19 protein-coding genes and 1 tRNA gene are annotated in these 26164 nt (G+C 64.0%); 12 read left to right on the top strand and 8 right to left on the bottom strand.

Going from position 1 to position 26164, the window contains the following annotated elements; genetic code table 11:
• Nucleotides 1-129: 129 nt before the first annotated feature.
• Entirely contained in the window at nucleotides 130-774 is a 645-nt protein-coding gene (locus CVM73_RS12680) for a glutathione S-transferase family protein (protein WP_100232374.1), read from the bottom strand.
• An 86-nt stretch (nucleotides 775-860) separates the two neighbouring features.
• Between CVM73_RS12680 and CVM73_RS12675 the strand changes: the two genes are divergently transcribed.
• On the top strand, nucleotides 861-1841 hold the full coding sequence (locus CVM73_RS12675; RefSeq protein ID WP_100232313.1) for a helix-turn-helix transcriptional regulator: 981 nt from the start codon (nucleotides 861-863) through the stop codon (nucleotides 1839-1841).
• Nucleotides 1842-1978: 137 nt separating this feature from the next.
• Nucleotides 1979-2221, top strand: coding sequence for a hypothetical protein (locus tag CVM73_RS12670; RefSeq protein WP_100232373.1), 243 nt, complete (start codon nucleotides 1979-1981; stop codon nucleotides 2219-2221).
• Between the two features lie 10 nt (nucleotides 2222-2231).
• Here CVM73_RS12670 and CVM73_RS12665 read toward each other — a convergent pair whose 3' ends face one another.
• The 3 genes from CVM73_RS12665 to CVM73_RS12655 all read right to left on the bottom strand — a co-directional run bounded on the left by CVM73_RS12665 (nucleotide 2232) and on the right by CVM73_RS12655 (nucleotide 5217).
• Nucleotides 2232-3224, bottom strand: a complete 993-nt coding sequence (locus CVM73_RS12665; RefSeq protein WP_100232312.1) for a fatty acid desaturase — start codon at nucleotides 3222-3224, stop codon at nucleotides 2232-2234.
• A 15-nt stretch (nucleotides 3225-3239) separates the two neighbouring features.
• Entirely contained in the window at nucleotides 3240-4253 is a 1014-nt protein-coding gene (locus tag CVM73_RS12660) for an alpha/beta fold hydrolase (protein ID WP_100232311.1), read from the bottom strand.
• Between the two features lie 160 nt (nucleotides 4254-4413).
• A complete protein-coding gene (locus CVM73_RS12655) occupies nucleotides 4414-5217 on the bottom strand; it encodes an MBL fold metallo-hydrolase (protein WP_100232310.1) in 804 nt (267 codons plus the stop codon).
• A gap of 173 nt (nucleotides 5218-5390) precedes the next feature.
• Here CVM73_RS12655 and CVM73_RS12650 point away from each other — a divergent pair, with 173 nt between their 5' ends.
• A complete protein-coding gene (locus tag CVM73_RS12650) occupies nucleotides 5391-6593 on the top strand; it encodes an MFS transporter (RefSeq protein ID WP_100232309.1) in 1203 nt (400 codons plus the stop codon).
• A 131-nt stretch (nucleotides 6594-6724) separates the two neighbouring features.
• Nucleotides 6725-7675 (top strand): AraC family transcriptional regulator, encoded by a 951-nt coding sequence (locus CVM73_RS12645; RefSeq protein ID WP_100232308.1) that lies wholly within the window; start codon nucleotides 6725-6727, stop codon nucleotides 7673-7675.
• Nucleotides 7676-7702: 27 nt separating this feature from the next.
• Here the strand turns inward: CVM73_RS12645 and CVM73_RS12640 are convergent, their stop codons facing one another.
• Nucleotides 7703-9316 carry an acyl-CoA synthetase gene (locus tag CVM73_RS12640; protein WP_100232307.1) on the bottom strand — a complete coding sequence of 538 codons (1614 nt, stop codon included), beginning with the start codon at nucleotides 9314-9316 and terminating at the stop codon, nucleotides 7703-7705.
• A 54-nt stretch (nucleotides 9317-9370) separates the two neighbouring features.
• The gene (locus tag CVM73_RS12635; RefSeq protein WP_100232306.1) at nucleotides 9371-10150 is read right to left on the bottom strand and encodes a FadR/GntR family transcriptional regulator; all 780 of its coding nucleotides are present in this window, start codon (nucleotides 10148-10150) and stop codon (nucleotides 9371-9373) included.
• A gap of 153 nt (nucleotides 10151-10303) precedes the next feature.
• On the opposite strand from CVM73_RS12635, the gene CVM73_RS12630 reads away from it, so the two are divergent.
• From CVM73_RS12630 to CVM73_RS12615, 4 genes are all read left to right on the top strand, one after another.
• Nucleotides 10304-11509, top strand: a complete 1206-nt coding sequence (locus tag CVM73_RS12630) for an ABC transporter substrate-binding protein (RefSeq protein WP_100232305.1) — start codon at nucleotides 10304-10306, stop codon at nucleotides 11507-11509.
• Between the two features lie 213 nt (nucleotides 11510-11722).
• Nucleotides 11723-12790 (top strand): HlyD family secretion protein, encoded by a 1068-nt coding sequence (locus CVM73_RS12625; protein WP_100232372.1) that lies wholly within the window; start codon nucleotides 11723-11725, stop codon nucleotides 12788-12790.
• A complete protein-coding gene (rbbA, locus tag CVM73_RS12620) occupies nucleotides 12787-15561 on the top strand; it encodes a ribosome-associated ATPase/putative transporter RbbA (protein ID WP_167406805.1) in 2775 nt (924 codons plus the stop codon). The genes CVM73_RS12625 and rbbA overlap by 4 nt, the downstream gene beginning before the upstream one ends.
• Nucleotides 15562-15563: 2 nt before the next feature.
• Nucleotides 15564-16676 carry an ABC transporter permease gene (locus CVM73_RS12615; RefSeq protein WP_100232303.1) on the top strand — a complete coding sequence of 371 codons (1113 nt, stop codon included), beginning with the start codon at nucleotides 15564-15566 and terminating at the stop codon, nucleotides 16674-16676.
• Nucleotides 16677-16819: 143 nt separating this feature from the next.
• On the opposite strand, the gene CVM73_RS12610 is transcribed toward CVM73_RS12615, so the two are convergent.
• Nucleotides 16820-19873: an ATP-binding protein gene (locus tag CVM73_RS12610; RefSeq protein WP_100232302.1), complete on the bottom strand. Its 3054-nt coding sequence runs from the start codon at nucleotides 19871-19873 to the stop codon at nucleotides 16820-16822.
• Between the two features lie 285 nt (nucleotides 19874-20158).
• Between CVM73_RS12610 and CVM73_RS12605 the strand changes: the two genes are divergently transcribed.
• From CVM73_RS12605 to CVM73_RS12595, 3 genes are all read left to right on the top strand, one after another.
• On the top strand, nucleotides 20159-20650 hold the full coding sequence (locus tag CVM73_RS12605) for a hypothetical protein (protein WP_100232301.1): 492 nt from the start codon (nucleotides 20159-20161) through the stop codon (nucleotides 20648-20650).
• A 199-nt stretch (nucleotides 20651-20849) separates the two neighbouring features.
• Nucleotides 20850-21887 (top strand): thermonuclease family protein, encoded by a 1038-nt coding sequence (locus tag CVM73_RS12600; RefSeq protein ID WP_100232300.1) that lies wholly within the window; start codon nucleotides 20850-20852, stop codon nucleotides 21885-21887.
• 388 nt (nucleotides 21888-22275) lie between these two features.
• The gene (locus CVM73_RS12595; protein ID WP_158237569.1) at nucleotides 22276-24048 is read left to right on the top strand and encodes an SIR2 family protein; all 1773 of its coding nucleotides are present in this window, start codon (nucleotides 22276-22278) and stop codon (nucleotides 24046-24048) included.
• A gap of 200 nt (nucleotides 24049-24248) precedes the next feature.
• Here the strand turns inward: CVM73_RS12595 and CVM73_RS12590 are convergent.
• A tRNA-Met gene (locus CVM73_RS12590) sits at nucleotides 24249-24325 on the bottom strand.
• A gap of 311 nt (nucleotides 24326-24636) precedes the next feature.
• Here CVM73_RS12590 and CVM73_RS12585 point away from each other — a divergent pair.
• Entirely contained in the window at nucleotides 24637-26070 is a 1434-nt protein-coding gene (locus tag CVM73_RS12585) for a coniferyl aldehyde dehydrogenase (protein WP_100232298.1), read from the top strand.
• The last annotated feature ends 94 nt before the right edge of the window (nucleotides 26071-26164 follow it).

Below are 26164 nucleotides of genomic sequence, written 5' to 3'. Positions count from 1 at the left end.
CCCACCACAGGGCGTGGTTATGGTGCGAACAGATCACCACGAATTTTCGCAAAACACCTTCCTGTGGTTATGGGTCCCGGGTCTGCGCTTACGCTTGCCCGGGACGACAGCGGAGATTGAGGCGCCCGCTCAGGCCCCAGCAACCTTCGCATGCTGCGCCGCCATCTCCTCATCCGCCGTGTTGATGCGCTGGAACGCTGGTCGCGAGGTCATGCGCTCGGCATAGCGGACAAAGACATCCTTCTTCGGTACGATGCCGAACATCATGGTCCAGCTGAACGCGACGCCCCACAACACATCGGCGGCCGTCATGCGCTCGCCGAGCAGATACGGCCCCTTCGACAATTGCGTCTCCAGCGCGCCGAGCATGGTGTCGTAATCGGCATAAGGCGATTGCGTGATCGGCGCCGGCTCGCGCTGCATGAACTTGTCGATCAGCGCAGGTTCGAAGGACGAGCCGTAATAGGCGATCCAGCGCAGATAAGGGCCGCGCAGCGGATCGTTCAGGGCGGGCGTCAGCCCCGCCTGCGGAAACAAATCGGCGAGATAGATGGTGATGGCGACCTGCTCGGTCACCAGCGCTTCGCCGTGGCGAACCGCCGGCACCTTGCCGAGCGGATTGAGGGCGAGATAGGCGGGGTTGCGCTGCTCGCCGGCCTTCATGTTGAGGACGTGGAGATCGTAAGGAGCCCCCAGCTCCTCCAGCAGCACCCGCGTGCCGGTGGCGCGCGTCTGCGGCGAATAGTACAGCGTGATGCGGTTCGGATCGGTCATGGCAGTCTCCATCTGGCCTCCTGGCGATGGCGCAGCTTGTAGCGGACCATACCTGACATCTTCTGTCAGGTATGGTTTAAGGAATCATGCGCGCGAGCCGGATGCTGTCGATCCTCACCACCCTCCAGGCCAGGGGACGGGTCACCGCGCCCGAGCTCGCGGAGGCCTGTGAAGTCTCGGTGCGCACGATCTACCGCGACATCGATGCACTCGCAGCATCCGGCGTCCCTGTTTATGCGGACCGCGGCGCGGATGGCGGCTATCGCCTGCTCGACGGCTATCGCGTGCGGCTGAACGGGCTGTCACAGAGCGAGGCGGGCGCGCTGTTCCTGGCGGGATTGCCGGGCCCGGCCGCGGCGCTCGGGCTCGATGCCGCGATGATCGCCGCACAGAACAAGCTGATGGCGGCGCTGCCCGCGAATCTGCGCGAGGACGCCGGGCGGATGCAGGAGCGTTTTCACCTGGACGCACCGGGCTGGTTCGGCGAGGCGGAAGACCCAAAGCACCTGCGCAGCATCGCCGGTGCCGTGCTGCGCGGGACATTGATCAAGATCCGCTACCAGAGCTGGCGCGCGGAGAAGCAGCGCCGCGTCGCACCACTCGGCCTCGTGCTGAAGGGCGGCAGCTGGTATCTCGCAGGTCAGGTCGACGGCAGCGTGCGCACCTATCGCGTCGCGCGCGTGCTCGACTGCACGGCGCTCGACGACCGCTTCGATCGCCCCGCCGGCTTCGATCTCGCCGCCTACTGGCAAGCCGCGACGCTGCGCCTCGAAGCCGAGATGCATCCCAATGTCGCGGTCGTGCGTCTGTCGCCGTTCGGCGTCAAGCTGCTGGATGCGCTGAGTCAGCCCTACGTCAAGGCGCGCACCGAGATCGAAGATGTCGCCGATGCGGACGGCTGGCGTATCGCACGGGTGCCGACTGGCAAGACGTCATGGCACGCCGCGGCCGAATTGCTGCGGCTCGGCCCCGAGGCCGAGGTGCTGGAACCCGCCGATCTCCGCGACAAGATGGCCGAGCTGACGCAGGCGATGGCCGTGCGCTATCGCGCGGTGCGAAAAGCCTGACCGCGACGCACCTCCCCGCGGCCGACGAAACAATCCTGAAACACGATTCCCAGCCCACGCCGTGAACGCATTCGCGGCTCGTGCCGACGGAGATGCAGGGACACAACAACGGCCTCGCGCCAAACTGGAGAATGAAGATGTTTCGTAAGCTTGCTCTTGGTCTGATCGCCGCCGGCTCGCTCGGCGCTGCCGCTCTCGCGCCCACCGCCGCTTCGGCTCACGGCTTCCATCACTGGGGTCACGGTTGGGGTCCGGGCTGGGGCTATGGTGGCATCTACGTCAACACCGGCGTCAGCAACTGCTACCAGGAGCGCGTCGTCCAGACCCGCCACGGCCTGCGCGTCCGCGTCGTGAACGTCTGCGGCTACGGGATCTACTGATATCTCGCCCTCACGACAAAGCTCCGGTCGCATCGCGGCCGGAGTTTTGCGTTGAAGAACCAGCCTGCCGCTGCCGGCGAAACCAGGCCCAGGTCTCGCGCGTCGTCCTGATATAGCCGCGCCCGCGATGGACGATCTCGCCGTCGACGATCGCGTTCAGCTTCGGCAGCGCGTGAAAGGGAATCGAGGGATAAGCGTGATGCTCGACGTGGTAGGGCATGTTCCACGCGAACCATTTGACGACGGCACCGGTATAGGTGGTGCGGGTGTTCTGAAAGGCGCTGCGGGTACGGTCGCAACCGGTGTGCTCGGCCAAGAGATAGGGCCGCAGGAAGAATTGCCCGATGACCAGCGGAACGACCCAGACCATGAGCAGCAGCGCGGAGGAGAACCACAGTGAGAGCGCGAGCAGCATAACATAGAGGGCGGCATAGACGCGCGCTTCGGTCACGATAATGGCGCGCTTGTTCTCGGGGATCCAGGGCACCGTGACCTTGCCGGTGACGGCATGGCCGAGCATCAGCCGGAGGCGGCCCGCAACCTGGAGCAAGCCGCTATAGGCGATCACGATCTGGGTGTCGGATTTCGGCTTCACACCGACGATCAGCTCTGGGTCCTTCTCCGGATCCTGGGTGTAGCGATGATGGTCCCAGTGGAACAAGCAGTAATATTCGTAAGGCTGCCCGATGATGAAGGCCGAGAGATAGCCGACCGCGAGGTTGAGGCCGCGGCTCTTGAACGCGGTCTTGTGCGCGGTCTCGTGCACCGCCATGAACAGGAAGGCGACGAAATAGCCCTGTACCACGATCAGCGGCAGCGCCCAAAGGACGCCATAGCTCGAGCTGACTTTCCAGATCAAGGACCCGACTAGAATGACCACGCCGTAATGGCAAAGGCTGCGCGCCGCGCCCTGGAAATTGGAGCGGGCCGACAGTTCGCGCAGCATCGCCGGGCTCAGCGGCTTCAGGCGATGGCCGGACTCAGAAACGGTTGCGTCAGTCATGATCGGGTGCCTGTCTTACTTGCGGAGGAGCCCGGCGATCTCGGCCTTGATGAAGGCCTGGTCGCGGGGATTGTTGACGGGATTGCCGGCGCGATGGCCGTGCAGCGACGGGATCGGATGCAGCACGGCTGACTTTGCATTGACCAGCTTGCCGAGTTCGTCCTCGTTGTCGCGGACGTCGAAATAGCGATCGGTCGCGCCCGGCATCAGCAGCATACGCGCCTTGATCGCGGCGAGCGCGCGATCGGGATCGCCGCCGAAGGCCGAGCACCGGCTGATGTCGCCGCGCTGCCAGATGCCGATCTGCGCCAGAAGATCGTTGGCATCGCGCCGCGCGAAAGTCGCATCCCAGGCGCGCGCGAGATAGTCCTCGAGCGAGGTGAAGCCGGCCTCGCGCCAGAGCTCGTCGCGATAGAAGCCGTGCGACATCGCCCAGCCGGCATAGACGCGTCCCATGGCGCGATAGCCGGCGACGGGCCTTTCGACGAAACGGCCGTCCCGGAAAGCGGGATCGGCCGTGAGCGCGGCCTTCACGCTTTCGAGGAAGACGTGATTATAGGGCGCGCAACGGGCGCTGCCGCAGACGACCGCGGCGCGCGCGACCATGTCGGGATGCAGCGCCGCCCAGTGATAGGCCTGCATGCCGCCCATCGACCAGCCATAAACCAGCGCGAGCCTTGTGATGCCGAAGCGCTCGGCGAGAAGGCGATGCTGAACGGCGATCGCGTCGTGATAGCTGAGTTCGGGGAACGGCGCGGCGGAGTTCGACGGCGAGGACGACAGGCCGTTACCGAACAGATTCGGGATGACGATGAAATAGCGCGAGGGATCGAGCACGCCGTCAGGCCCGATCAGCCACTCGGTGTCGAAGTGCTGCGCGCTGAACGAGGTCGGATAGAGGATGACGTTGTCTCTGGCCGGGCTCAGCGTGCCGTAGGTCTTGTAGGCGAGCTTCAGCTTCGGAAAGACGACGCCGGATTGGAGCACGACGTCGCCGGCCTCGAAGATCTCATAGTCGCGCTCAGCCATTGTGCGTCCCACTCCCGCTCGCGGCCCCCACGACGCGACGCGGAAACGGCGATGCATCGATCATGCCAGCCGCAGACACGCCATTGCGTCACACGCAATAACTGTACTTATAGTACATTTATTGCGGGCCGGCAAGATAAATCCGATCGAGCGCCGGGTCTCAGGCGATGGCCGCGATATATCGCGCCACCGATGCCGCGAAAGCGGCCTTGGCGCCGCTCGCGATGTTGCGGCCCCACCAGGCGCCATAGATCCGATCGAAGGTGAGCGGCTCGACGGCATCAGCGATCCGCCGCACTGCGGCGGCGTTGAGCGGCATGTAGTTCGGATAGGAATACATGAAGCTGACGAAGCGCCGATCCATCGTCACCTGGGCGATGTCCCCGGTGAGCAGCGCGCCCCTGCCGTCCGCACCACGCGCATGATGCAGCACGGTGGCGCCGGCGAAGTGGCCGCCGGTGCGCAGCAGCAGCACGTCGTCGGAGATGCGATGCTGATCGCCGGTCCAGTGCACGATCGCCGGATGCGGCCGTGTGACGAAGGCACGATCGTCGGCGTGCAGATAGACCGGCACGCCACCGAACGTGTCGCTCCAGTCGGCGACTGCGCCATAGTAATGCGGGTGCGAGATCGCGATGGCCTTGAGCCCGCCGAGTGCTGTGACATATTGGATGGCCTCGTCGGTCGCGAGCGGAATGCAATCCCACATCACGCAGCCGTCGTCTTGAGGCACCAGCAGTGCGCGCTGGCCGATGGCAAAGCTCGGCTCCATCCCGATCCCGGTGAGGCCAAGATCGTCGCGTCCCACCAGTCGATGCCTCCGCGCGAGTTCCTCACGCGTGAGGAAGGTCTGCCCTTTCCAGTTCACGAATTGTCGCTCGTCCTCGCAAATCGGGCAGGAGTCGGGCGGTGCTCCGCGTGAGGGAAATTGAGCGCCGCAGGTTTCGCAGGTCCAGAGAGGCATGACTCGTGCTCCATGGGAAGATCGCAGGATGACATTGCGGACAAGCTCCCGGCAAGATCGGTGACCGGCAGCGGAGCCTGGAACCAACGCGCGGAGCACCCGTTACGTTCAGGCCCACGCCAGACCGATTGGCCAAAGGGATCACGACACACGAAGAGCGTATCCGAGTATCGATGGCATCGCGGTCCCCCTCCTCGTCCCGTATCCGGCCTTTGTTCGCGCTCAACTTCTTCATGGCCGACATGCAGTCGGGCATTGGGCCGTTCGTCGGGGTATTTCTTCAGGAGCGCGGCTGGGCCAGCGGGCTGATCGGCACCGCCATGACCATCGGCAACGTCGCGGGCATGCTGATCACCACACCGATCGGCGGCTTCATCGACGCCAGCCGCAACAAGCGGCTCTGGGTCGTCATTCCCGGCATCTGCGTCGTTCTCGCGTCCGCGGTCATCCTGATCTCGCAGGACTTCTGGGCGGTGACGTTCTCGCAAGTCGCGCAATCGCTGGCGAGCGCCGCGATCGTACCGGCGGTCACGGGCATCACGCTCGGCATCGCCAAGCAGAAGGGCTTCAATGCGCTCAATGGCCGCAACCAGGCCTTCAACCACGCCGGCAACATGGTCGGCGCCGCATTGTCGGGCTATCTCGGCTACGAGTTCGGCTATGTCGCCGTGTTCGCGCTGGCGGCCGTGTTCGGCGCCATCGCCATCGCCTGCGTCCTGATGATTCCGGCCAAGGCGATCGATGACCGTGCTTCGCGCGGCAGCAAGGAGGACGACTCCAAGGCTCCGCCGGATGCGATGACGATGCTGCTCAAGCACAAGCCGCTGCTCGTGCTTGCACTCGCGCTCGCCCTGTTCCATCTCGGCAACGCCGCCATCGTGCCGCTCTATGGGCTTGCGGCGGTCGCCGAGGTACAGGCCAATGGTCCGAGCTTCGTCGCGACCACCGTGGTGATCGCACAAGGTGTGATGATCGTGACCTCTCTGATCGCGATGAAGGCCGCGAGCAAGCGCAACTACTGGCCGGTGATCCTGGTGTCTTTCATGTTCCTACCCGTCCGCGGCGTGCTCGCCTTCTTCGTCACGGGATGGTGGGGCGTCGTGCCGATGCAGGTGCTCGACGGCATCGGCACCGGGCTGCAAACTGTCGCCGTCCCCGGCATGGTCGCGCGCTCGCTCGACGGCACAGGCCGCATCAATCTCGGCCAGGGCGCCGTGATCACGGTGCAGGGCGTCGGCGCGAGCCTCAGTCCCGCACTCGGCGGCTGGATCGCGCAATGGATCGGCTACGGACCGACCTTCCTGCTGCTCGGCGGTTTTGGCCTCGCGTCCATCGCGCTGTGGCTCGCCTTCCGGGCGGCGGTGAAGAAGTATTGAGGCTCACCGGCGCGGAATGCCGAGCTGCGGCACCTGGTCGCTGGCGACGCGCGCAGTTGCGTGTGGCTTTTCGCGCAATCCCACGCTTTCCTCGTTGCCGCAGCTCGGCGCACCGACCAAGATACCACTGCATGACCCAGCCTCAGCTCTCATTCAGCGGCGATCCGACGGGGCCGTCCTATGAGGGCTGGCGCGAGCAGTTCTGCCGGCAGGTGATGGGGACCGATTTCGTTCCGATCGGAGACGGCCCAGTGCACCGGACCATCAGGCCCGCCATCCTTCCGCGCGTAAGGCTGTCCGCCTCCCACGGTACGCCGATGAGCTTCGTGTCCATGGGCGCCAACGACGAATTGGTGGTTGTCATGTCACCGAATTCGGCCCTGAGCGGGACCATGGGCAGGCGCGCGCTGAACATCGCCGCCGGCGACCTCACGATCGGAGATCCGTCGATCAGAGGTGCCCGAGTCACACAGATGGCCTACGGCAATTTCCAGACCGCACTGTTGCCCCGCAAGGCACTGCTGCGCGCCTGCCCGAATGCCGAGGACCTGATTGCGCGACCGATTGACGGCGTCAAGCCGATCACATCGATGTTCCTGCAATATTATGACCTCGCGCATTCGCACGCGGACAAGCTCGCGCCGGCGGAGCTCGACGCGGTCTCGCAGCACCTGTTCGACCTCGCCGTCCTGATGCTCGGCGCACGCGGCGATGCCGCCGAAGAGGCTCGATTGCGCGGCCTCGCGGCAGCGCGTTTCGACGCCCTCAAGTCCGACATCCTGGCGCAGCTGGACAGCCCCGCATTGTCGTTGTCCGACCTTGCAGCCTCGCACCGGATCAGCCCACGCAGCATCCAATTGCTGTTCGAGCGGGCCGGCATCACCTATAGCGGCTTCGTGCTGGAGCAACGATTACTGCGCGCCGAGCGACTGCTGCGAAATCCTGCCATGCGCAGCCGCAAGATCATCGAGATCGCGCATCTCGCGGGATTCCACGATGTATCCTACTTCCATCGCGTATTTCGCCGCCGCTTCGGACAGACACCCGATGACATGAGGAAGCTCGCCGGCGGCGCCGGCTAGCAAACTCAGCGACGGCGGCACCCGCCCCTACGTTCCAAAATTCTTCTGGATCGCCTTGTCGAGCGTCTCGCCGCCAACGAAGCGCTGACGCAGCTCGCGCTTGAGCAGCTTGCCGCTCGGATTCTTCGGCAAGGCATCCACGAAGATCACGCGCTTGGGCACCTTGAAATGGGCCATATGGCCGGCGCAATGCTTGATGACGGTGTCTTCGTCGAGCTTTTCCCCGGACTTGACCACGACAATGGCAGTCACCGCCTCGATCCAGCGCGGATCGGGCAGGCCGACCACGGCGACCTCGGAGACCCCTGGAATGCGATAGACCATCTCCTCGACCTCCCGGCTCGCGACGTTCTCGCCGCCGGTCTTGATCATGTCCTTGACGCGATCGACCACGGTGATGTGGCCTTCCTCGTCGACGGTGGCGAGATCGCCGGAGTGAAACCAGCCGCCGGAGAACGCCGCCGCGGTCTTGACGGGATCGTTGTAATAGCCGGAGAGCAGATGCGGCGAGCGGTGCACGATCTCGCCGACTTCGCCGACCTTGACGTCCTCCATCGCCGTGTTGACCACGCGCGTCTCGACATTGAGCACGGGCTTGCCGGCGGAGCCTGCCTTGCGCAGCTGGTCCTCGGGACGCAGCACGGTGGCGAGCGGTGCGATCTCGGTCTGGCCGTAGAAATTCCAGAACCTGACGTTGGGCAGGCGACGCTGGAGCTCGAGCAGCACCTCCACCGGCATGATCGAGGCGCCGTAATAGCCCTTCTGCAAGGTCGACAGATCGGTCTTGTCGAAGTTCGGCGAGCGCAGCATCGCGATCCAGATCGTCGGCGGCGCGAAGAACGAGGTGATCTTGTGCGCCTGGATCAGCGCCAAAATATTGTCGGCGGTCGGCTTGCCCGTGATCACGCCGGAGGCGCCGAGATAAACCTGCGGTCCCAGGAACACGTCGAGCTGGGCGCAGTGATACAGCGGCAGTGCGTGCAGGAACTTGTCCTCCACGCTCATGCCGCCGTCGATGATGCAGCTGACATACTGCCACATCACGGCTTCATGGGTCAGCATCGCGCCCTTGGGCAGGGATTCCGTGCCGCTGGTGTAGACGATCTGGGCGAGATCGCGGCTGTCGACGGACGCCTCCAGGAACGAGCCGTCGAGATGAAGAAGATCATCGAAGGTGGTGAGGCCGGCCGGGGCCGTGGCGGGATCCTCGCCCGGCAGCCAGATCATCTTCTCGACCGCGCAGTCCTTCGCGCTCGCCGCGCGTGCAGGCTCGACGAAATCAGGTCCAGTCGCGAGCAGCTTTGCGCCGGAACTCTTCAGGATGAAATTGATCTCGTCCGGATTGAGCATGAAATTGATCGGCACCAGCACAGCACCGATCCGCGCCACGGCGAAGCGTAGCGCGGCGAAGGCGTGCGAATTGCGCGAGAGCACCGCGAGGCGGTCGCCCTTTCTGACGCCGAGACCGAGCAGGCCGCGGCCGAGCCGGTTGCAGATTGCGTCCATCTCGGCAAAGCTCCAGCTCACATCGCCGCAGCTCACCGCGAGCTTGTTCGGCTCGCGGCCCGCCGAGCGGCGCAGGAGATCGCCGATGGAATGCTCGCGCGCTTTCGAGATGGTGGCTGCGGTGTCGCCGGTCATGTGTTCCTCCGTCTGGTGTCTTTGTTTGTAGGATTTTGTTTCTAGAATCTTGCGCTATCTGCGCCGGGCCGCTTGCGCGTGCTCCATGTACATGTGCTCGACCGAGCGATCGAGCGAAGCGATCTTCTCGAAGCCGCGTCGCCAGTCCTGCAAGTGCCGGCGCGTCCACAGCACGCCGGCCTCGCGGTCGCGGCGGCGGATCGCGTCGATGAGATGGCGGTGCGCCGCGACGAGACGCGGGCCGCCTTCGGCGACACCGGTCACGATCACCTCGGTGGTCGGATAGAACAATTGCGCGGCCGGCTCGCGTGCGAGCTGGAGCACGCGGTTCTGCGAGGCCTTCGCAACCAGCACATGGAATTCGGCGTCGCATTCGGCGAGCATCGCGGGATCGCCCACAACGGCCTCGCTGCGCGCGAGATTGTCGTCGAGCTCGGCGATGTTGTCTTCCGTCGCTCGCTCCACCGCGCCTTCGATGCTGGCGACCTCCAGCGTCATCGAGGCCTCGTAGAGCTCGCGGAAGGTGACCTCGTGCAGGACCAGCGCGCGGCTGAGACGGCTTGCGAGCTTGCTGTAGCGCGGCAGGCAGGCGTGCAGGCGACGCGAGGAATCGCGCCGGATCAGCCCGCCCTCCTCCAGCACGCGGATGCCTTCGCGAATGGTCGAGCGGTTGACGCCGAACTGGCGGACCAAATCATGTTCGGTGCCGATGGGATCGCCCGGCTTGATGCGACCATTGACGATCTCGCGCTCGATGGCGTCGGCGACCTTCTGATAGGCGGGCGCGACATCGATCGGGCGAAACAGCGGCGCGACGGGCAAACCAGACCTCATTGGCGATTGTCGGACAAACCATATGCCTACCCGCGGAATGCGTCAAACTGCGTCATTCCAGCGGTACGTGCAACAAATTGACTCTGCCGAAACCCGGCTCTAGCTTTGTCGGACAAAGGGACAGAATAGTCCCGCATAAGAGGAAACGTATCCATGAGACCTATCGCGGCACTCGTGTCTGCCGCCGGCTTGCTGTCGGCTGCCCTGATCACCCCCACCTCGGCCCAGCAGGCACCTCTCAAGATCGGGGTGCTCTCCGACTTCTCTTCCGTCTATTCCGACATTGGCGGCAGCGGGAATGTCGAGGCCACCAAAATGGCGATCGAGGATTTCGGCGGTCAGATGTTCGGCAAGCCGATCGACATGGTCAGCGCCGACGTGCTCAACAAGCCCGACGTCGCCTCCACCATCGCCCGCAAATGGTGGGAGACCGAAGGGGTCGACATGATCATCGACCTGCCGACCTCGGCGACCGCGCTGGCGGTGATGGAGCTGTCGAAGCAGTACGAGAAGATCATGATCGTGACGGATGCGGCGAGCTCCGACATCACCGGAAAGTCCTGCTCGCCCTACACCGCACACTGGACCTACGACACCTACGCCAACGCGCACACCGTCGGCAGCGCCATCGTCAAGAACGGCGGCGACACCTGGTTCTTCCTGACCGCCGACTATCTGTTCGGCCATTCGGTCGAGCGCGACACCGGCGACGTCGTGAAGGCCTCCGGCGGCAAGGTGCTGGGCAGCGTCAAGCATCCCCTCAACACGGCGGATTTCTCCTCGTTCCTGCTTCAGGCCCAGGCTTCCAAGGCCAAGATCATCGGTCTCGCCAATGGCGGCGGCGACACCATCAACGCGATCAAGCAGGCCGGCGAGTTCGGCATCGTCGCCGGCGGCCAGAACCTGGCTGCGATCGTGATGTTCATCTCCGACGTGCACAGCTTGGGCCTAAAGCTGGCACAAGGCCTGATCATCACCGAGGCCTATTACTGGGACCTCAACGATAAGACCCGCGCCTTCGGCAAACGCTTCATCGAGCGCGTCAAGCGTATGCCGACGATGAACCAGGCCGCCACCTACAGCGCGACGCTGCACTATCTCAAGGCGGTGCAGGCCGCCGGCACGAAGGACACCAAGACGGTGATGGCCAAGATGCGCGAGCTGCCGGTGCGCGACGCCTTCACCGACAACGGCGTCCTGCGCGAGGATGGCCGCATGGTGCACAGCATGTACCTGTTCCAGGTGAAGAAGCCGGAGGAATCGAAGGGGCCGTGGGATTACTACAAGCTGCTCGCCGAGGTCCCTGCCGACCAGGCGTTCCGGCCGCTGAAGGACGGCGGCTGTCCGCTGGTGAAGTGAGACGGCCCGGATCGGGCCGACAGTCATCCGATCAGCAAGTCTTGCTCGTCCGCTCGATCAATCAGGGCGGACGAGCGGTGATGAGACGCGCAGGCCCAAAATAGAGGCATGATGCCTCGCGGCGCCGTCTGATCTGCATCAAGTTGCGATGCAAAATTCGCGGCAATGTTGAGTGTCTCAACAGTGGGCGCCGCCGCACGGCGTTATGAACAGATGAACTTTACACCGGGTCGCGTCGTCGCCGCGCTCGCCATCCTGCTCGCGGGCGGCGGATATTACTATTGGCAGCACCGCGATACCAACGCGCTGCCACCGGGTTTCGCCCGCGGCAACGGCCGCATCGAGGCAGTCGAGATCGACATCGCCACCAAGACGCCGGGACGGATCCGCGAGATCCTGGTCAACGAAGGCGATTTCGTCAGCGCGGGCCAGGTTCTGGCACGCATGGACACCGAGCAGCTGCAGGCCCAGCGCCGCCAGGCCGACGCGCAGCTCCAGCGCGCAACGATCAATGTCGAGACCGCGAAGAGCCTGGTGAACCAGCGCGAGGCCGAACGCAAGGCAGCCGAAGCCGTGGTCGACCAGCGCATCGCCCAGCTCGACACCACGAGCCGCAAGCTCGATCGGTCCGAGCAACTGATCAGGACGAGTGCGGTGTCGCAGCAGGTCCTGGACGACGATCGCTCCGCCAACGCCACGGCGAAGGCGGCGCTCGCCGCCTCCCAGGCCCAGGTCGCGGCATCGGAAGCCGCGATCAGCTCCGCCCGCGCCCTGGTGATCGATGCTGGCGCGGCGGTCGACGCGGCTAAGGCCGCAATCGAAAGCATCAATGCCGACCTCAACGACAGCGTGCTGAAGGCGCCGCGCGACGGCCGCGTGCAGTATCGCGTATCGCAGCCCGGCGAGGTGCTCGCCGCCGGTGGCCGCGTCCTCAACATGGTCGATCTCGGCGACGTCTACATGACGTTCTTCCTGCCGACGGCCGATGCCGGCCGCGTCGCGATCGGCGCCGAGGTCCGTCTGGTGCTCGACGCCATCCCGCAGTACGTGATCCCCGCCAAGGCCACCTTCGTCGCCGACGTCGCGCAATTCACGCCCAAGACTGTCGAGACCGAGGAAGAACGCCAGAAGCTGATGTTCCGCATCAAGGCGCATATCGCGCCCGACCTGCTGCGCCAGCACATCGAGCAGGTGAAGACAGGCCTGCCCGGCATGGCCTATGTGCAGCTCGATCCGGCCTCGCAATGGCCCGACAACCTCAAGATCAAGCTGACGAGATGAGCACGAAAGCCGCAGCCGAAGCACCGGCTGCCGCCGGCAGCGTGGTGCATCTGGAAGGCGTAGGCCTGAGCTACGGCAAGACCCGGGCGCTCGAGGCCATCACGCTCGACCTGCCGTCCGGCTGCATGGTCGGGATGATCGGCCCGGACGGCGTCGGCAAATCGAGCCTGCTCGCCCTGATCGCGGGCGCGCGCGCGATCCAGCAGGGGCGCATCCACGTGCTCGGCGGCGACATGGCGAGTTCGCGCCATCGCCGCAACGTGTGTCCCGACATCGCCTACATGCCGCAGGGCCTCGGCAAGAATCTGTATCCGACATTGTCGGTGTTCGAGAACATCGATTTCTTCGGTCGCCTGTTCGGACACGACAAGGCGGAGCGGAGCAGGCGGATCGCCGACCTGCTGCGCGACACCGGGCTCACGCCCTTCGCCGACCGGCCGGCGGCGAAACTCTCCGGCGGCATGAAGCAGAAGGTCGGCCTGTGCTGCGCGCTGATCCACGATCCCGAGCTCTTGATCCTGGACGAGCCGACCACCGGCGTCGATCCGCTGTCGCGGCGCCAGTTCTGGGAATTGATCGCCTCGATCCGCGCCAGCCGGCCCGGCATGAGCGTCATCGTCTCGACCGCCTACATGGAAGAAGCGGCGCAGTTTGATGTCCTGATCGCGATGAATGCCGGCCGCGTGCTGGCGACCGGAACGCCCGCCGAACTCAAGCAGCAGACCGGCGCCGACACGCTCGATGACGCCTTCATCCGCCTCTTGCCCGACGCGGAACGCGGCAACCACACCAATGTCGTCATCCCGCCGCGCAGCGAAGACCATGACGAGATCGCGATCGAAGCCGACCACCTGACCCGGCGGTTCAACGGCTTCGTTGCCGTCGACGACGTCAGCTTCCGCATCAGGAAGGGCGAGATCTTCGGCTTTCTCGGCTCGAACGGTTGCGGCAAGACCACGACCATGAAGATGCTGACCGGCCTCTTGCCAGTGAGCGAGGGCACCGCCCGGCTGTTCGGCAAGCCCATCGATGCCGGCGACATGTCGGTGCGGCGGCGCATCGGTTACATGTCGCAGGGCTTCTCCCTCTATTCGGAGCTCACGGTCGCGCAAAATCTCGATCTGCATGCGCGCCTGTTCGAGCTGCCGGCGGATACCATCGCCGCGCGCATCGACGAGATGATCGCCCGGTTCGATCTTGCTGATGTCGTCGACGCCCTGCCCGATGCCTTGCCGCTCGGGCTGCGGCAGCGGCTGTCGCTGGCGGTCGCCATGATCCATGCGCCCGACATCCTCATCCTCGACGAGCCGACCTCCGGCGTCGATCCGGTCGCCCGCGACCGCTTCTGGCAGATCCTGGCCGAGCTCTCCCGCAAGGACAACGTCACCATCTTCGTCTCGACCCATTTCATGAACGAGGCCGAGCGCTGCGACCGGGTCTCGCTGATGCATGCCGGCAAGGTGCTGACGTCGGACACGCCCGCCTCGATCGTGGCCGCGCGCGGCACCGCCACGCTGGAGCAGGCCTTTATCGCCTGCCTGGAAGAGGCGATCGCGGACACGGCGGAGCCGGCCGGCCAGCCGGCGGTTGCCGCGCCGCCGCCCGCATCCGCAAACTCAACGCCGGCCCGTCGGCGCGGCGCCGCGTTCAATCCGACGCGCATGCTCGCCTATTCCCGACGCGAGACGCTCGAGCTGCGGCGCGATCCGATCCGCGCCACGCTCGCGATCCTCGGCAGCGTGCTGCTGCTGTTCGTGCTCGGCTACGGCATCAGCATGGACGTCGAGAACCTGACCTTCGCTGTGCTCGACCGCGACGACAGCGCCATCAGCCGCGATTACAGCCTTCAGATCGCGGGCTCGCGCTATTTCACCGAGAGACCCCCGATCACCGACTATGCCGATCTCGACCGCCGCATGCGCGCCGGCGAGATCGGCCTCGCCATCGAGCTGCCGCCCGGCTTCGGCCGCGACGTCAGCCGCGGCCGCCATGTCGAGATCGGCGCCTGGGTCGACGGCGCCACCCCGACGCGGGCGGAGACGCTGCGCTCCTACGCCCAGGCTATCCACGCGACCTGGCTCGTGCCGAAAGGCCGCGAGCTCTATGGCGAGGCGGCGATCGCCGGCGCCTACCAGCTCCAGCTGCGCTACCGCTACAATCCTGATGTCATCAGCGTGGTCGCCATGGCGCCCGGCATCATCCCGCTGCTGCTGATCATGATTCCGGCAGTGCTCGCCGCGCTGGCGGTGGTGCGCGAGAAGGAGCTCGGATCGATCGTCAATTTCTACGTCACGCCGGTGACGCGGCTGGAGTTCCTGCTCGGCACGCAACTGCCCTATGTCGTGCTGGCATTCGGAAACTTCCTCCTCCTCGTCGGCTTTGCCCTCGCCGTCTTCCGCGTGCCTTTCACCGGCAGCTTTCCGACCTACGCGCTGGCCGCGCTGCTCTACGTCACCGCCACGACCGGCATGGGGCTGGTGATCTCGGCCTTCATGAACAGCCAGATCGCGGCGCTGTTCGGCACCGTCCTGATCACGCTGATCCCGGCCATCCAGTATTCCGGGCTGATCGATCCGGTGTCGTCGCTGCAGGGACTTGGGGCCCTGATCGGGCGGATCTATCCCACCACCTATTTCGTCACGATCTCGCGCGGCACGTTCTCCAAGGCTCTGGCGCTCGACACCCTGCACAACGATCTCCTCGTGCTCGCCATCATGGTCCCCATCCTGGTGATCGCCGGCGCGATGCTGCTGAAGAAACAGGCCCGCTGACCATGCGCTTCGACAACGTGTTTCAGCTCGGCATCAAGGAATTGCGCGGCCTGGTGCGTGATCCCATGCTGCTCGTGCTCATCGTCTATTCGTTCACGCTGGCGGTTTATGCGGGCGCCAAAGCGCTGCCGGAAACCCTGAACCGCGCCGCGATCGCCATCGTCGACGAAGACCATTCGCCGGTCTCGACCCGGATCGGGATGGCGTTCACCGCGCCCTATTTCTCGACGCCGCGCCTGATCTCGCAATACGAGATGGACCGCAGGATGGATGCCGGCCTCGACACCTTCGCGCTCGACATCCCGCCGGATTTCCAGCGCGACCTGCTGGCGCGCAAATCGCCCACGATCCAGCTCAACATCGATGCGACGCGCATCTCGCAGGCGTTCAACGGCGGCGGCTATGTCGAGCAGATCGTCAGCGCTGAGATCGCGGAGTTCCTGGCGCGCACGCGCAATGCGCAGACGGCGCCGATCGAGCTGGCGCTGCGGGCAAGGTTCAACCCGGAGCTGAAGAAGTCGTGGTTCGGCGCCATCGACGAGATCATCACCTCGATCACCATGCTCTCGATCATCCTGACCGGCGCGGCGCTGATCCGCGAGCGCGAGCACGGCACGATCGAGCACCTCCTGGTGATGCCGGTCACGCCCTTGGAGATCATGGTGAGCAAGGTCTGGTCGATGGGAGCCGTGGTGCTGATCGCCTCGGCGCTGTCGATCGCCTTCGTCGTCAAGGGATGGCTGGCGGTGACGATCGACGGCTCGCTGGCGCTGTTCCTGGTCGGCGCGGCGCTGCAGCTGTTCGCCACCACCAGCATGGGCATCTTTCTCGCCACCGTCGCCGGCTCGATGCCGCAGTTCGGGCTGCTCTTGATCATGATCCTGCTGCCGCTGCAAACCCTGTCGGGCAGCATGACGCCGCGGGAAAGCATGCCGCAATTCGTCCAGGACATCATGCTGGCGGCACCCAACACGCATTTCGTGATGCTCGCGCAGGCGATCCTGTTCCGTGGCGCGGGCCTGGAGGCAGTGTGGCCGCAGCTTGCCGCGCTCGCCGTGATCGGCAGCGTCTTCTTCGTGATCGCGCTGCGGCGGTTTCGCGCGTTCCTGGCGTGACGCGCGAGGGCTCCGCTTCAAAAAGGGCGAAAACAACCCCATGCACAGTAGCGATCCCGTTGTTTTAGCTACGGGATTTATTCGACGCGTCGGGCAAGATCGTGCCCGCGCCGGCGCTCTCGCCAGCCTGAGCGGGAGCAGGCTCAGCTGAGCCGATCGTCCCGGGCGAGCATGTCGTTCAGCATCGCCTCGGCCTTCTGCTTCAGCGGCAGCGCGCCGCTTTCGGAGGCGATTGCGATGGCAGCGCGCAGAGCGACAAGGATGGCGGCCTTGGTCGCCGCATCCGATGGCGGGGTCACGACGGCCTCGCCGAACAGGGCCTCGGCCTCGAGGCCTGAGAACCCCTGCTGGCGGGCGGTGTTGCGCGCCTCGCGCAGCATATTCTGCGCGGCCCTGACATCGCCGAGGCGGTGGGTGGCGAGCGCCAGGTAGATCGAGCTGCGCAGCACCGCCGAGGTATAGCCGACCGCCCTCGCCTCCTCGCGCGCCTCGGTCAGCATGCCGCGCGCCCGGTCGAACAGCCCCTGCTCGAGATAGGCGATGCCGAGATGGCAGGCCAGCACCGGCACGAACAGCCGGATGCCGTGCTTCTGCGCCAGGACAAAACTGTCTTCGAGAATGGCGGCGGCCGCCGCCGGATCGCCCCGGCCGAGCTCCAGCCAGCCGCCGCTATAGGCGGCGGCGACGCGGTCGTAGGGACGGCCGGTCTCCTCGGCGATCGCCGCGGCCTGTTGTTGGAGCTGCTCGGCGGCGTCGAGCTCACCCATGACGGTGTGGGTGATGCAGTTCATCATGCAGCAGAGCAACAGCGCGTATTTCGGCGTGGAGCCGAAGGGAGCACTGGCCTCCGGCCCCGACAGTTGCGCGCAGGCCCGCGCGAAAAACCGATCGGCGTCCCGATAGCGTCCGGCAAGAAAATACACCTGGCCGAGGCCGTATTGCGCAGCATTGAGCCAACCCGGATTGCCCCACTCCTGCGCAAGGCGCACCACTTCCTCACCGACGGTGACCGCCTCGACCGGTGTCCCGTAGAAATTCTGTGCAGCCGCCATGACCGTCATGGCAGCGACCTTCCGCCCGATGTCGTTGATCGCATCGGCACGCCGCCCAGCCTCCTTGCCGAGGTTCAGCCATTCGGCAATCTGGCCGGACGCGATGAACGCCGCACGCGCCTCGATGCGAACATCCACGGCGCTCGCTTCCCTCGCTGGACTGGCCGGTGTCATGTCCAGCGATCTCATCGCGGTCTCGAAATAGTCAGCCGCGTCGGTGAATGCCGACCGCGCCAGACATCTTCTCGCCGAAGCCCTGGCGTAGCTGAACGACTTGTCCCAATCCTTGGCCCGCGTGGCGTGATAGCAGAGCTTGTCGGGATCGTCGGCACCGCCTTCACTGCCCTCCAGCGCGGAAAGAACGCGCGCATGGATGTCTTCGCGCACCTTTTCGACCATCGAATCGTAGGTGACCTGCCGGACCATCTCATGCCGGAATTCCAACGAATTCTCCAGCTCGCTATCGATCCTGACAAGCAACTCGGCGCGATCAAGCGCTACGAGGCACCCCTGCAGGACATCCTCAGATAGGGCTGCGATCTTCCGCAGCAAGGCTTCGTTCGATCTCGGTCCCAAAGTGGCGGCGATCTGCAGAACAGATCGTTCTTGCTTTGACACCCGATCGAGACGCGCGGCAATGACGCCCTGGATGCTGGTGGGGATGCCAAGTTCGTCAATCGGACGCACGAGCGCAAGATCGCCCCATTGGCCGCGCAGCGTGCCGCTATCCCTCAGTCCACGGCAAACCTCTTCGATGAACAGAGGAACGTTGGCGGTATGAGAAATGATCCGGCTCTTCAAATCAGCGTTCGTCTCGGATGAGCCAAGCATGTCGGCCAGCATGGCCAGCCCCGAATCGTCGTCGAGGGGCCGCATTGCGACGATCTCTGCTTGGCAGCGCGCAATCCAAACCGGCATACCATTGGGTCGCGAGGTAAAGAGCACGAGAAGACCGGCCACCTGTAGCGACGCGATGGCGGCTACGACGACGTCGCTGGCCCGATCGATCCAGTGCAGATCCTCGAGCAGAACCACCATCCGCTGGCGATCGGCCAGGCTTCTGACGATCGCACAGCTTGCATCGGAGATCGCTCGTCCCCGTGCATGAGGCTCCAGCTCGTCCCAGTGCGGATTCGATATCGGCAGATCGAGCACCGCGTCGAGCGCGGCTTGCTGGATCACGGACAGGTCTCGCCGAGGATCCCGCGGGCTGCCCGGGTCCTTCGCTGCCGCATCCAATGCCGACAGCAGAATCCGTTTCAGCGTGCTGAAGGGCGCACCCTGGAGGTTCGGGCTGGACTCGGCATCGATCAACCGCCAGCCGTCGGCCTTCAGATCCTGGACAAACTCGTGCGCGAGCCGCGATTTGCCGATACCTGCATCGCCAAGCAGCAGAACGGTCTGCCGGGTCGCCCCGGCGTTGCCGGCGGTACGCTCCAGCAGAGCCCGCTCGGTCGTGCGATCGACGAACCGAGAGACGCTGCGCGCCCGTCGCACCCGCCAGCTCGACAGGTCGCTCGCGCCTACGATCCGGTAGACTGGCACGGGCTGGCTGAAGCCGCGCAGCGACTTGCCGCCCAGCGATTCGAATCGGACATGTCCCTCGGCGAGCTTCTGACAGGCTTCCGAGGCGTAGATCTGGTTCGCCTCGGCCGCCGCTTCCAGCCGCGCGGCCAGATGCTGGGCGGCACCACCGATCTCGTAGACCTTGGAGAACTCGCTGGCGACCATGTATGCCACGACATGCCCGGAGTGGAGGCCGACTCTCACTTGAAGTCCGGGGTCACCCAGGCTTGCGACGCGCCGCACGAGTTCAATCGCTGCGTGACAGGCCATGGGCGCATGATTGTCGTCCGCAATGGGGGCACCGAACACCGCAGCAAGCCCATCGCCCAGCTCCTTGCTGACGATGCCCCCGAACTGCCGAACCGCCCCTCTCATGGCCGCCAACGCCGGCTCCAGGCGCGAGACCGCCTCTTCTGGATCAAGCTCCGCAACGAGCCCGGTGGAATCGATGACATCGGCCCGAAGAATTGTGACAAACCGGCGTTCGCTGTCGGGGTCAGGGCGGCGCACGCCCGCACCGCAACTGGGGCAGCGGCTGTCGCCTGGGTCGATCGTCGACTGACACACCGTGCAAAGCATTCCGTGCTCTCAAGACCTTGCAGCGGCGTGGTCGGTCGGCCTCTGCGAACGATGGCGATAAGATCGCTTAAGGAAACCTGCTTAGCAACGGTGCATGCAATTCATCTTGGGCATAGCGTCCCCCAACCGGTGGGCGATCTGGACGATTCACAGTTCCAGGTGGTAGCTTGTAAGAAGCTGCGCGAAAAAGAGGCTGCGAAAAACGAACCGCCAGGCTCGTGTTCAAGCCGTTGCCAAGCTGCATATTTCCCGGGGAAGCCAAGCACTCATTGAGGGGCAAAACAAATGGGCATGTTAGTCTATACAGGTAAGCCGTTTAAAGACCTGATGAACAGCAATTACTATCCGCTGGCCAACATGAAGAAGAGCGTGGCCAAGCTCAAGGCCTCGGACGACATCGATCTGGCGACTTTGGAATACGGCCAGTACCACCTGATCTTGAACCCGCCGTCGAGATGGCCGCAAGGCAGCGCCAAGTACTGGCACAAGGAGAAGGGCCGGGCCCGCGTCGACCTCAGCACCCAGCCGAACACGGTGCCCCTGTCCAGGGACGAGCCGGGAGTCATTCCTCTAACACGGTGCGACCTGCTCGATGCCTGCGTCCGGAAGTGCTTCAACTCCGAACCGCCGATCCCGATGAAAACCAACATCATCACCCACGCCGCGAGCGACGCCTATGCCCATCGGCACGAGATCCGGTTGGAGTGGGAATACAAGAAGGGCTCGGACAAGCCGACGCTGCTCTATCTGACGATGGTCTGTCCGTACCGAGCCTGATTGGAAAGATTCTACTCTGTAGACGAAAATCATCGTCGCCCGCGCGCTCCAGACGCGCGGGCGTTTTGTTCGTCAGCGCCGTGACGTGGTCTCACCCGTCTCACATACGGTCACGGGCCTGTCGCACGAAGATGATCCGCTACCGCCAGCTATGCGCGCGAGTCGCCGGACAGCGTCGCGCATTTGACAGGAGCGGTCGATGCCCATTGGATTGCTGGAGGTCGAAGGCACCATCGATGTCAAACAGTTCTGGCCGGCGGGCCGGTCGGACGCCGACACGACCAAGGTGGTGGTGACCATCGCGCCCGACGCGATCCGCTTCCGCAAGAGCGACACCGCACCGTTCCAGCCGACCCATGTGTTCGAGGGCGCCAAGGTCAAGGGCCGCACGTCGACGGCGCCAATCAAGAACGGCAAGCTCACCGTTCGCCTCCAGGGCATCGACGCACCGGAGCTGCACTATATGCCGTCGCCGCTCTCGACCGCCGAGAAGAAGGGGCTGACCGATGCCAGGAAGCAGGCCTATCACGAGGTCACCCATTCCTACCGGCAATTCCTCGGCGCAACTGCGAGCAAGGCGCTGCATGATTTCCTCAGCAGCAGCGGCGAAGCCACATTGGCCTGCCGGGTGTTCACCCATGTCGATACGCCGAACGAGGTGTTCGACACCTATGGGCGGCTGGTCGGCGACATCGAGGTGACCGTCGGCGGACACAAGGTCGACATCAACCACTGGCTGGTCGCGCAGGGCGTTGCCTATCCGACCTTCTACTCCTCGATGAACGAGGACGAGATCAGGGCTTTCCTCGCGCTGGCCAAGACCGCGCGCACCAGGAAGCTGCCGGTCTGGAAGCATCTCGCCAAAACGATCGGCCCCTTCGACTTCGACCTGCGCGAGCCCAAGGCCGGCGACATCGCCGTGCTCGCGACCGACAAGGGCCCGGTGATCCCGCCAAAACTCTACCGCCGCTACACCAACTGGTCGGCGCGCAAGAAGGCCAAGGTGACGAGCCAGAACTTCCAGAAGTTCTTGCACGAAGGCTCCGGCGGCAAGCCCGACACCTGCTACGAAACCGGCGACTTTCTCGCCAACGGCGTGCACGCGGCGACGCCAAGGAACTTTGCGGAGTTCGTCGAGGGTGGCAAGACGATCAAGTTTCAGCCGGAGGGGCTGGTGTTCGGCGAGGCGCCATCGGCGCTGGTGGATGCGGATGGGAAGGCGATTAAGGGGTTTTGACCCCGAGCAATGCTTCGACGCAAAACTGGCCGCGCGAGGCGGACGATTTACTCTTTCAAGGCAACGGGGCTTACCTTCGGAAAAACATCGAAAGCAGCGTTCTCAAAAGCAGCGCACCGCCGATTTTGGCCCCCTCCTTGCCTCCCGCAAGTGCACCACGCGCAGCACGTTCAGCGACCGACCTGTCCGCATACCTTGCCGCAACCTGTTTTCCGGCCTGGTTGCCCTTTACGATCGATTGAGCAGTCGCTCTGACGATTTCCTTCCCGTTCATTCTTTCACCCCAAAGTCACTGCGTGAAACTTATAATTGCAATAGCGCATACATACATTCCATTCTTGTAGCACGCAAGAGAGCAGCGCAACGACCATCCTTAAAGGATCGCGATTTGAGCCAATGTGAGCTTAGGCTTAGCAATCTCGATGGCGCAGTCGTCTTCGTCGGCAGCATGTTGTCCGCCGACCAAGATACGGGACTGCCAAATGGCCTCCGCATCGGAGACGCTGTTCTTGAGAAAATCCTGGAGAAACTTGATGCATTGCCCGCGAAATTTCACATAACGGATGAGCGGATCAAGACCATTCGAACCTTTGCACGCGACACACCATTCGAACAGCTTTTCAATTCTTATCCCTTCGATGCCGACGCGCGGGAGATTTTCGCCGACACCTTCCGCCGTGGAAAACCAAACAAATTCCATGCGGCGCTTGCCGATGCCGTCGACAAGAAGAAAATTGCAGCAATCGTCACGACCAACTACGACACCTGCCTGGAGCAGTCCTTAAGGGCGTTCGATCTCGTCATCGAGCAAGAACACATCACGAAGGCGCCAACCAGCACCAATGCCGTTTGTCTTTTTAAGCTTCACGGCTGCGCAAGCCTCCCATCCTCAATCATTTACCGATTGAAGGACGAGGGCGCACTGCCCACCTGGAAACGCGAATATCTTGCGGCCCTTGTCCGAGGACGCGACGTCGCTCTCCTTGGCTATTCCGGTCGCGATTTTGATATTTGTCCGATCTTGCTGAATTCCGAATACAAGAGCCTCACATGGCTCTTTCCGGGCACGGACCTCGGGCAACAGTTGAAATCGCAGAGCCAGAATGCGCAGCATGTCTTCGGCAATCTCGATCGTTTCCCGCGCGTTCGCGCCGCACTCGGTGGCTTCGATGCATTCTTTGACATGCGTGATGCGTTTCACCCCACCAAGGACAGCGGCGAAATCGTTTCGCGGCTATTTGAGAAGGAACGCCAGCACCCCGAGGAATTTGCGCATTGGCGCGCTAGTCTCCTGAATGCAATTTCATGTCGCATCGGCACAGATGCCATCCTCGGCACGCTAGATGTTCGTACGCAATCCGAGCCGCGCTTCATCCGTTTGCGATCGGACTCGCTGGAACGTTCGGGGTGCTATCGAGATTCTATCTCCGAAGTCGTTCGGTGGCGCAACGCCCTCGATCGTACAAAGCAGCCCGACGATTGGCTGGAAACGTTCGTCGTCGAGGCTGGCCGGTGCTACACGGCTGGATATCTTGGTGGCGCCGCCCGGGCTTTCGCAGCGTTTCGACGCGAAATAACTTCATTAGAGCGCGACAGCATTGTCTTCGACGAATCGCTCGCAATTTCCCACGAGACGTACTTGTATCTCCTCATGCGAAAACGGATACCAGCCGCCTTTCCACCGCTCGGGAAATTCCTGTATCCGGTCCTGACGCACACTCTCGACATACCAAGACTCCAAAAGGCCGCCGATTTCCTTTATTCACGTGGCCGTTGGCAAGAATTGCATCTCATACACCAGGCAGCGAGCGATTTTGGAGTAAGGCTTGATATCGGCGCGGGGAGCGACCGCCATGTGCTTCTCTCGGCCATGGATGGCTTCTCCCAGCTAAATAACCTCGTCGGTCAGGCGGCAGCCTATCGGAAGTCGCCGGTATGGGACCCCGACCACTGCGCGAGGCTTCTCGATGGTCTTTGGGCGTATGGCCACAATCCGGAGTACTGGAAGTGCTTCGTCGCATTCCGTCGATCTCTTCCGGTCGACGTGGTCGACAAGGCCCGCGACCGCTGTGCCCATGCCTTCGCCCAATGCCAATATAGTGCGCTCCTCACCCTGGTGAGCCGGATCAGGCTCCGCGTCGGTACACGCAAATCGCGGTGACGGTGCAGTCCAGTGCACACAATTGACTGGCGACGAGATCACCGCTCGCCAAGCTAGCTTAATCGGCAGTTTTCAGTCGCTCACCTGCATGGGCGCGACAGTAATGTCCCGAGGGTTCAAGGCAACTCAACGACTATCCAACAACAAAAATGGCCCGCGTGAAGCGGGCCATTCTGCGTCGGATCCGGTCAATCCGAATTTGGTTGCGGGGATAGGATTTGAACCTATGACCTTCAGGTTATGAGCCTGACGAGCTACCGGGCTGCTCCACCCCGCGTTAAACACTTGCGCGCCTTCGCCAAAAGGCCGGGGACGGTTGGTTGAGGCCGGCGCTGTTCGCGTGGCTTTTCTCTTCCGTCCCAAAGGCTTCCTTGGAAGGCAACCCCGGGCAAAGCCCGTCGGGTGCGGGGCGTATGTATCAAGGCGGGGTGCCTTTGGAAAGGGCTGCGGGAACGTTTTTTTCGACTTTATGACAGGGGGATGGACGAATTTGCGCTCCGTTCCGCGCGCTCTTGCCAGAAGTTCCACAAAGGGCCAGCTTGCGGCAACAAGATTAAGGCTGAAACGCCGGTTCGAGGGAGGAACGCCATGGACAAATCCCTGACGAGCGCCCCGCTGCGGGCCCTCGAAGAGGCCTTCCACGCCATGCGCGCCCGATCGCGGGACGAGCCGGCGCCTGATCTTGCCCAGCGGCTCGACCGGCTGGCGCGGCTGCGCAGCGTTGTCGCCGACAACGAAGAGCGCTTCCGGCAGGCGATCTCGGCCGACTTCGGCCACCGCTGCGCGGTCGAGACCACCATCGCCGAGACCATGCTGGTGCTCTCCGAGATCCGGCATGCCACAAGGCACCTCAAGACCTGGATGACGCCGCAGCGCGTCGCCACCGCGCTGCAATTCCTGCCCGCGCGCAACCGGCTGATGCCGCAGCCGCTCGGCGTCGTCGGCATCATCGCGCCCTGGAATTACCCGCTCCAGCTCACGCTCGCGCCCGCGATCGGCGCCATCGCGGCGGGCAACCGCGTCATCATCAAGCCGAGCGAGCTGGTCCCGCACTTCGCGGCGCTGCTGAAGGAGACGGTCGCGCAGCGATTCGACGCCGCGGAGGTGCTGGTCACCGGCGTCGAGGACGAGATCGCCACGGGCTTTGCGAGCCTGCCGTTCGATCACCTCGTGTTCACCGGCTCGACGCGGGTCGGCCGGCTGGTCGCCGAGGCCGCAGGGCGCAATCTGACGCCTGTCACGCTCGAGCTCGGCGGCAAGTCGCCCGCGATCATCGACGCCTCGGCCGATCTCGACGAGGCGGCCGAGCGCATCGCCTACGGCAAGCTGCTCAATGCCGGGCAGACCTGCATCGCGCCGGATTACGTGCTGGTGCCGGAGAATTCAGTGCAGGCCTTCGCCGAGAAGGTGCGCGCGCAGATGTGGCGCATGTTCGGCACCGATCCCTCGAACAAGGACTACACCTCCATCATCTCCGAGCGGCATTATGCCCGGCTCGAAGGCCTGGTCGCGGATGCGGCGCAGCGTGGCGCCAACATCCTGCAACCGGCGAAGGCGGACGATCCGAACTGGAAGGCGCACCGCAAATTCCCGCCGACGCTGATCGTGGGTGCGACCGAGGCGATGGCGGTGATGCAGGAGGAGATCTTTGGCCCGGTGCTGCCGGTGCTCGGCACGCGCGATGCGGCGGAGGCGATCACCTTCGTCAACGCCCGCGACCGGCCGCTGGCGCTGTACTGGTTCGGCAAGGATGGCAGCGCGCGCGACGAGGTGCTGGCGCGCACCGTCTCCGGCGGGGTCACCATCAACGACTGCCTGTTTCACTTCACGCAAATCAATCAGCCGATGGGCGGTGTCGGCGCATCCGGCACCGGCGCCTATCACGGCGAATGGGGATTCAAGACGTTCAGCAAGCTGAAGCCGGTGTTCTATCGCTCCAAGTTCAACCGCCTCGCCGATCTCTATCCGCCCTATGGCGGCAAGATCGCGCGGCTGGAGAAGTTGATGCGGTTCATGTCGTAGGGGCTCGTCGTTCCGGGGCGCGAAGCGAACTATGGTGCGCAATTGCGCACCATAGTTCGATGCTCCGCATCGCCCCGGAATGACGAAAAGGGGG

Origin of the sequence: Bradyrhizobium forestalis, from assembly GCF_002795245.1 — a bacterium.
GTDB lineage: Bacteria > Pseudomonadota > Alphaproteobacteria > Rhizobiales > Xanthobacteraceae > Bradyrhizobium > Bradyrhizobium forestalis.
The sequence above is the reverse complement of the archived record's forward strand: the minus strand, read 5'-3'. Positions and strand labels throughout refer to the sequence as shown.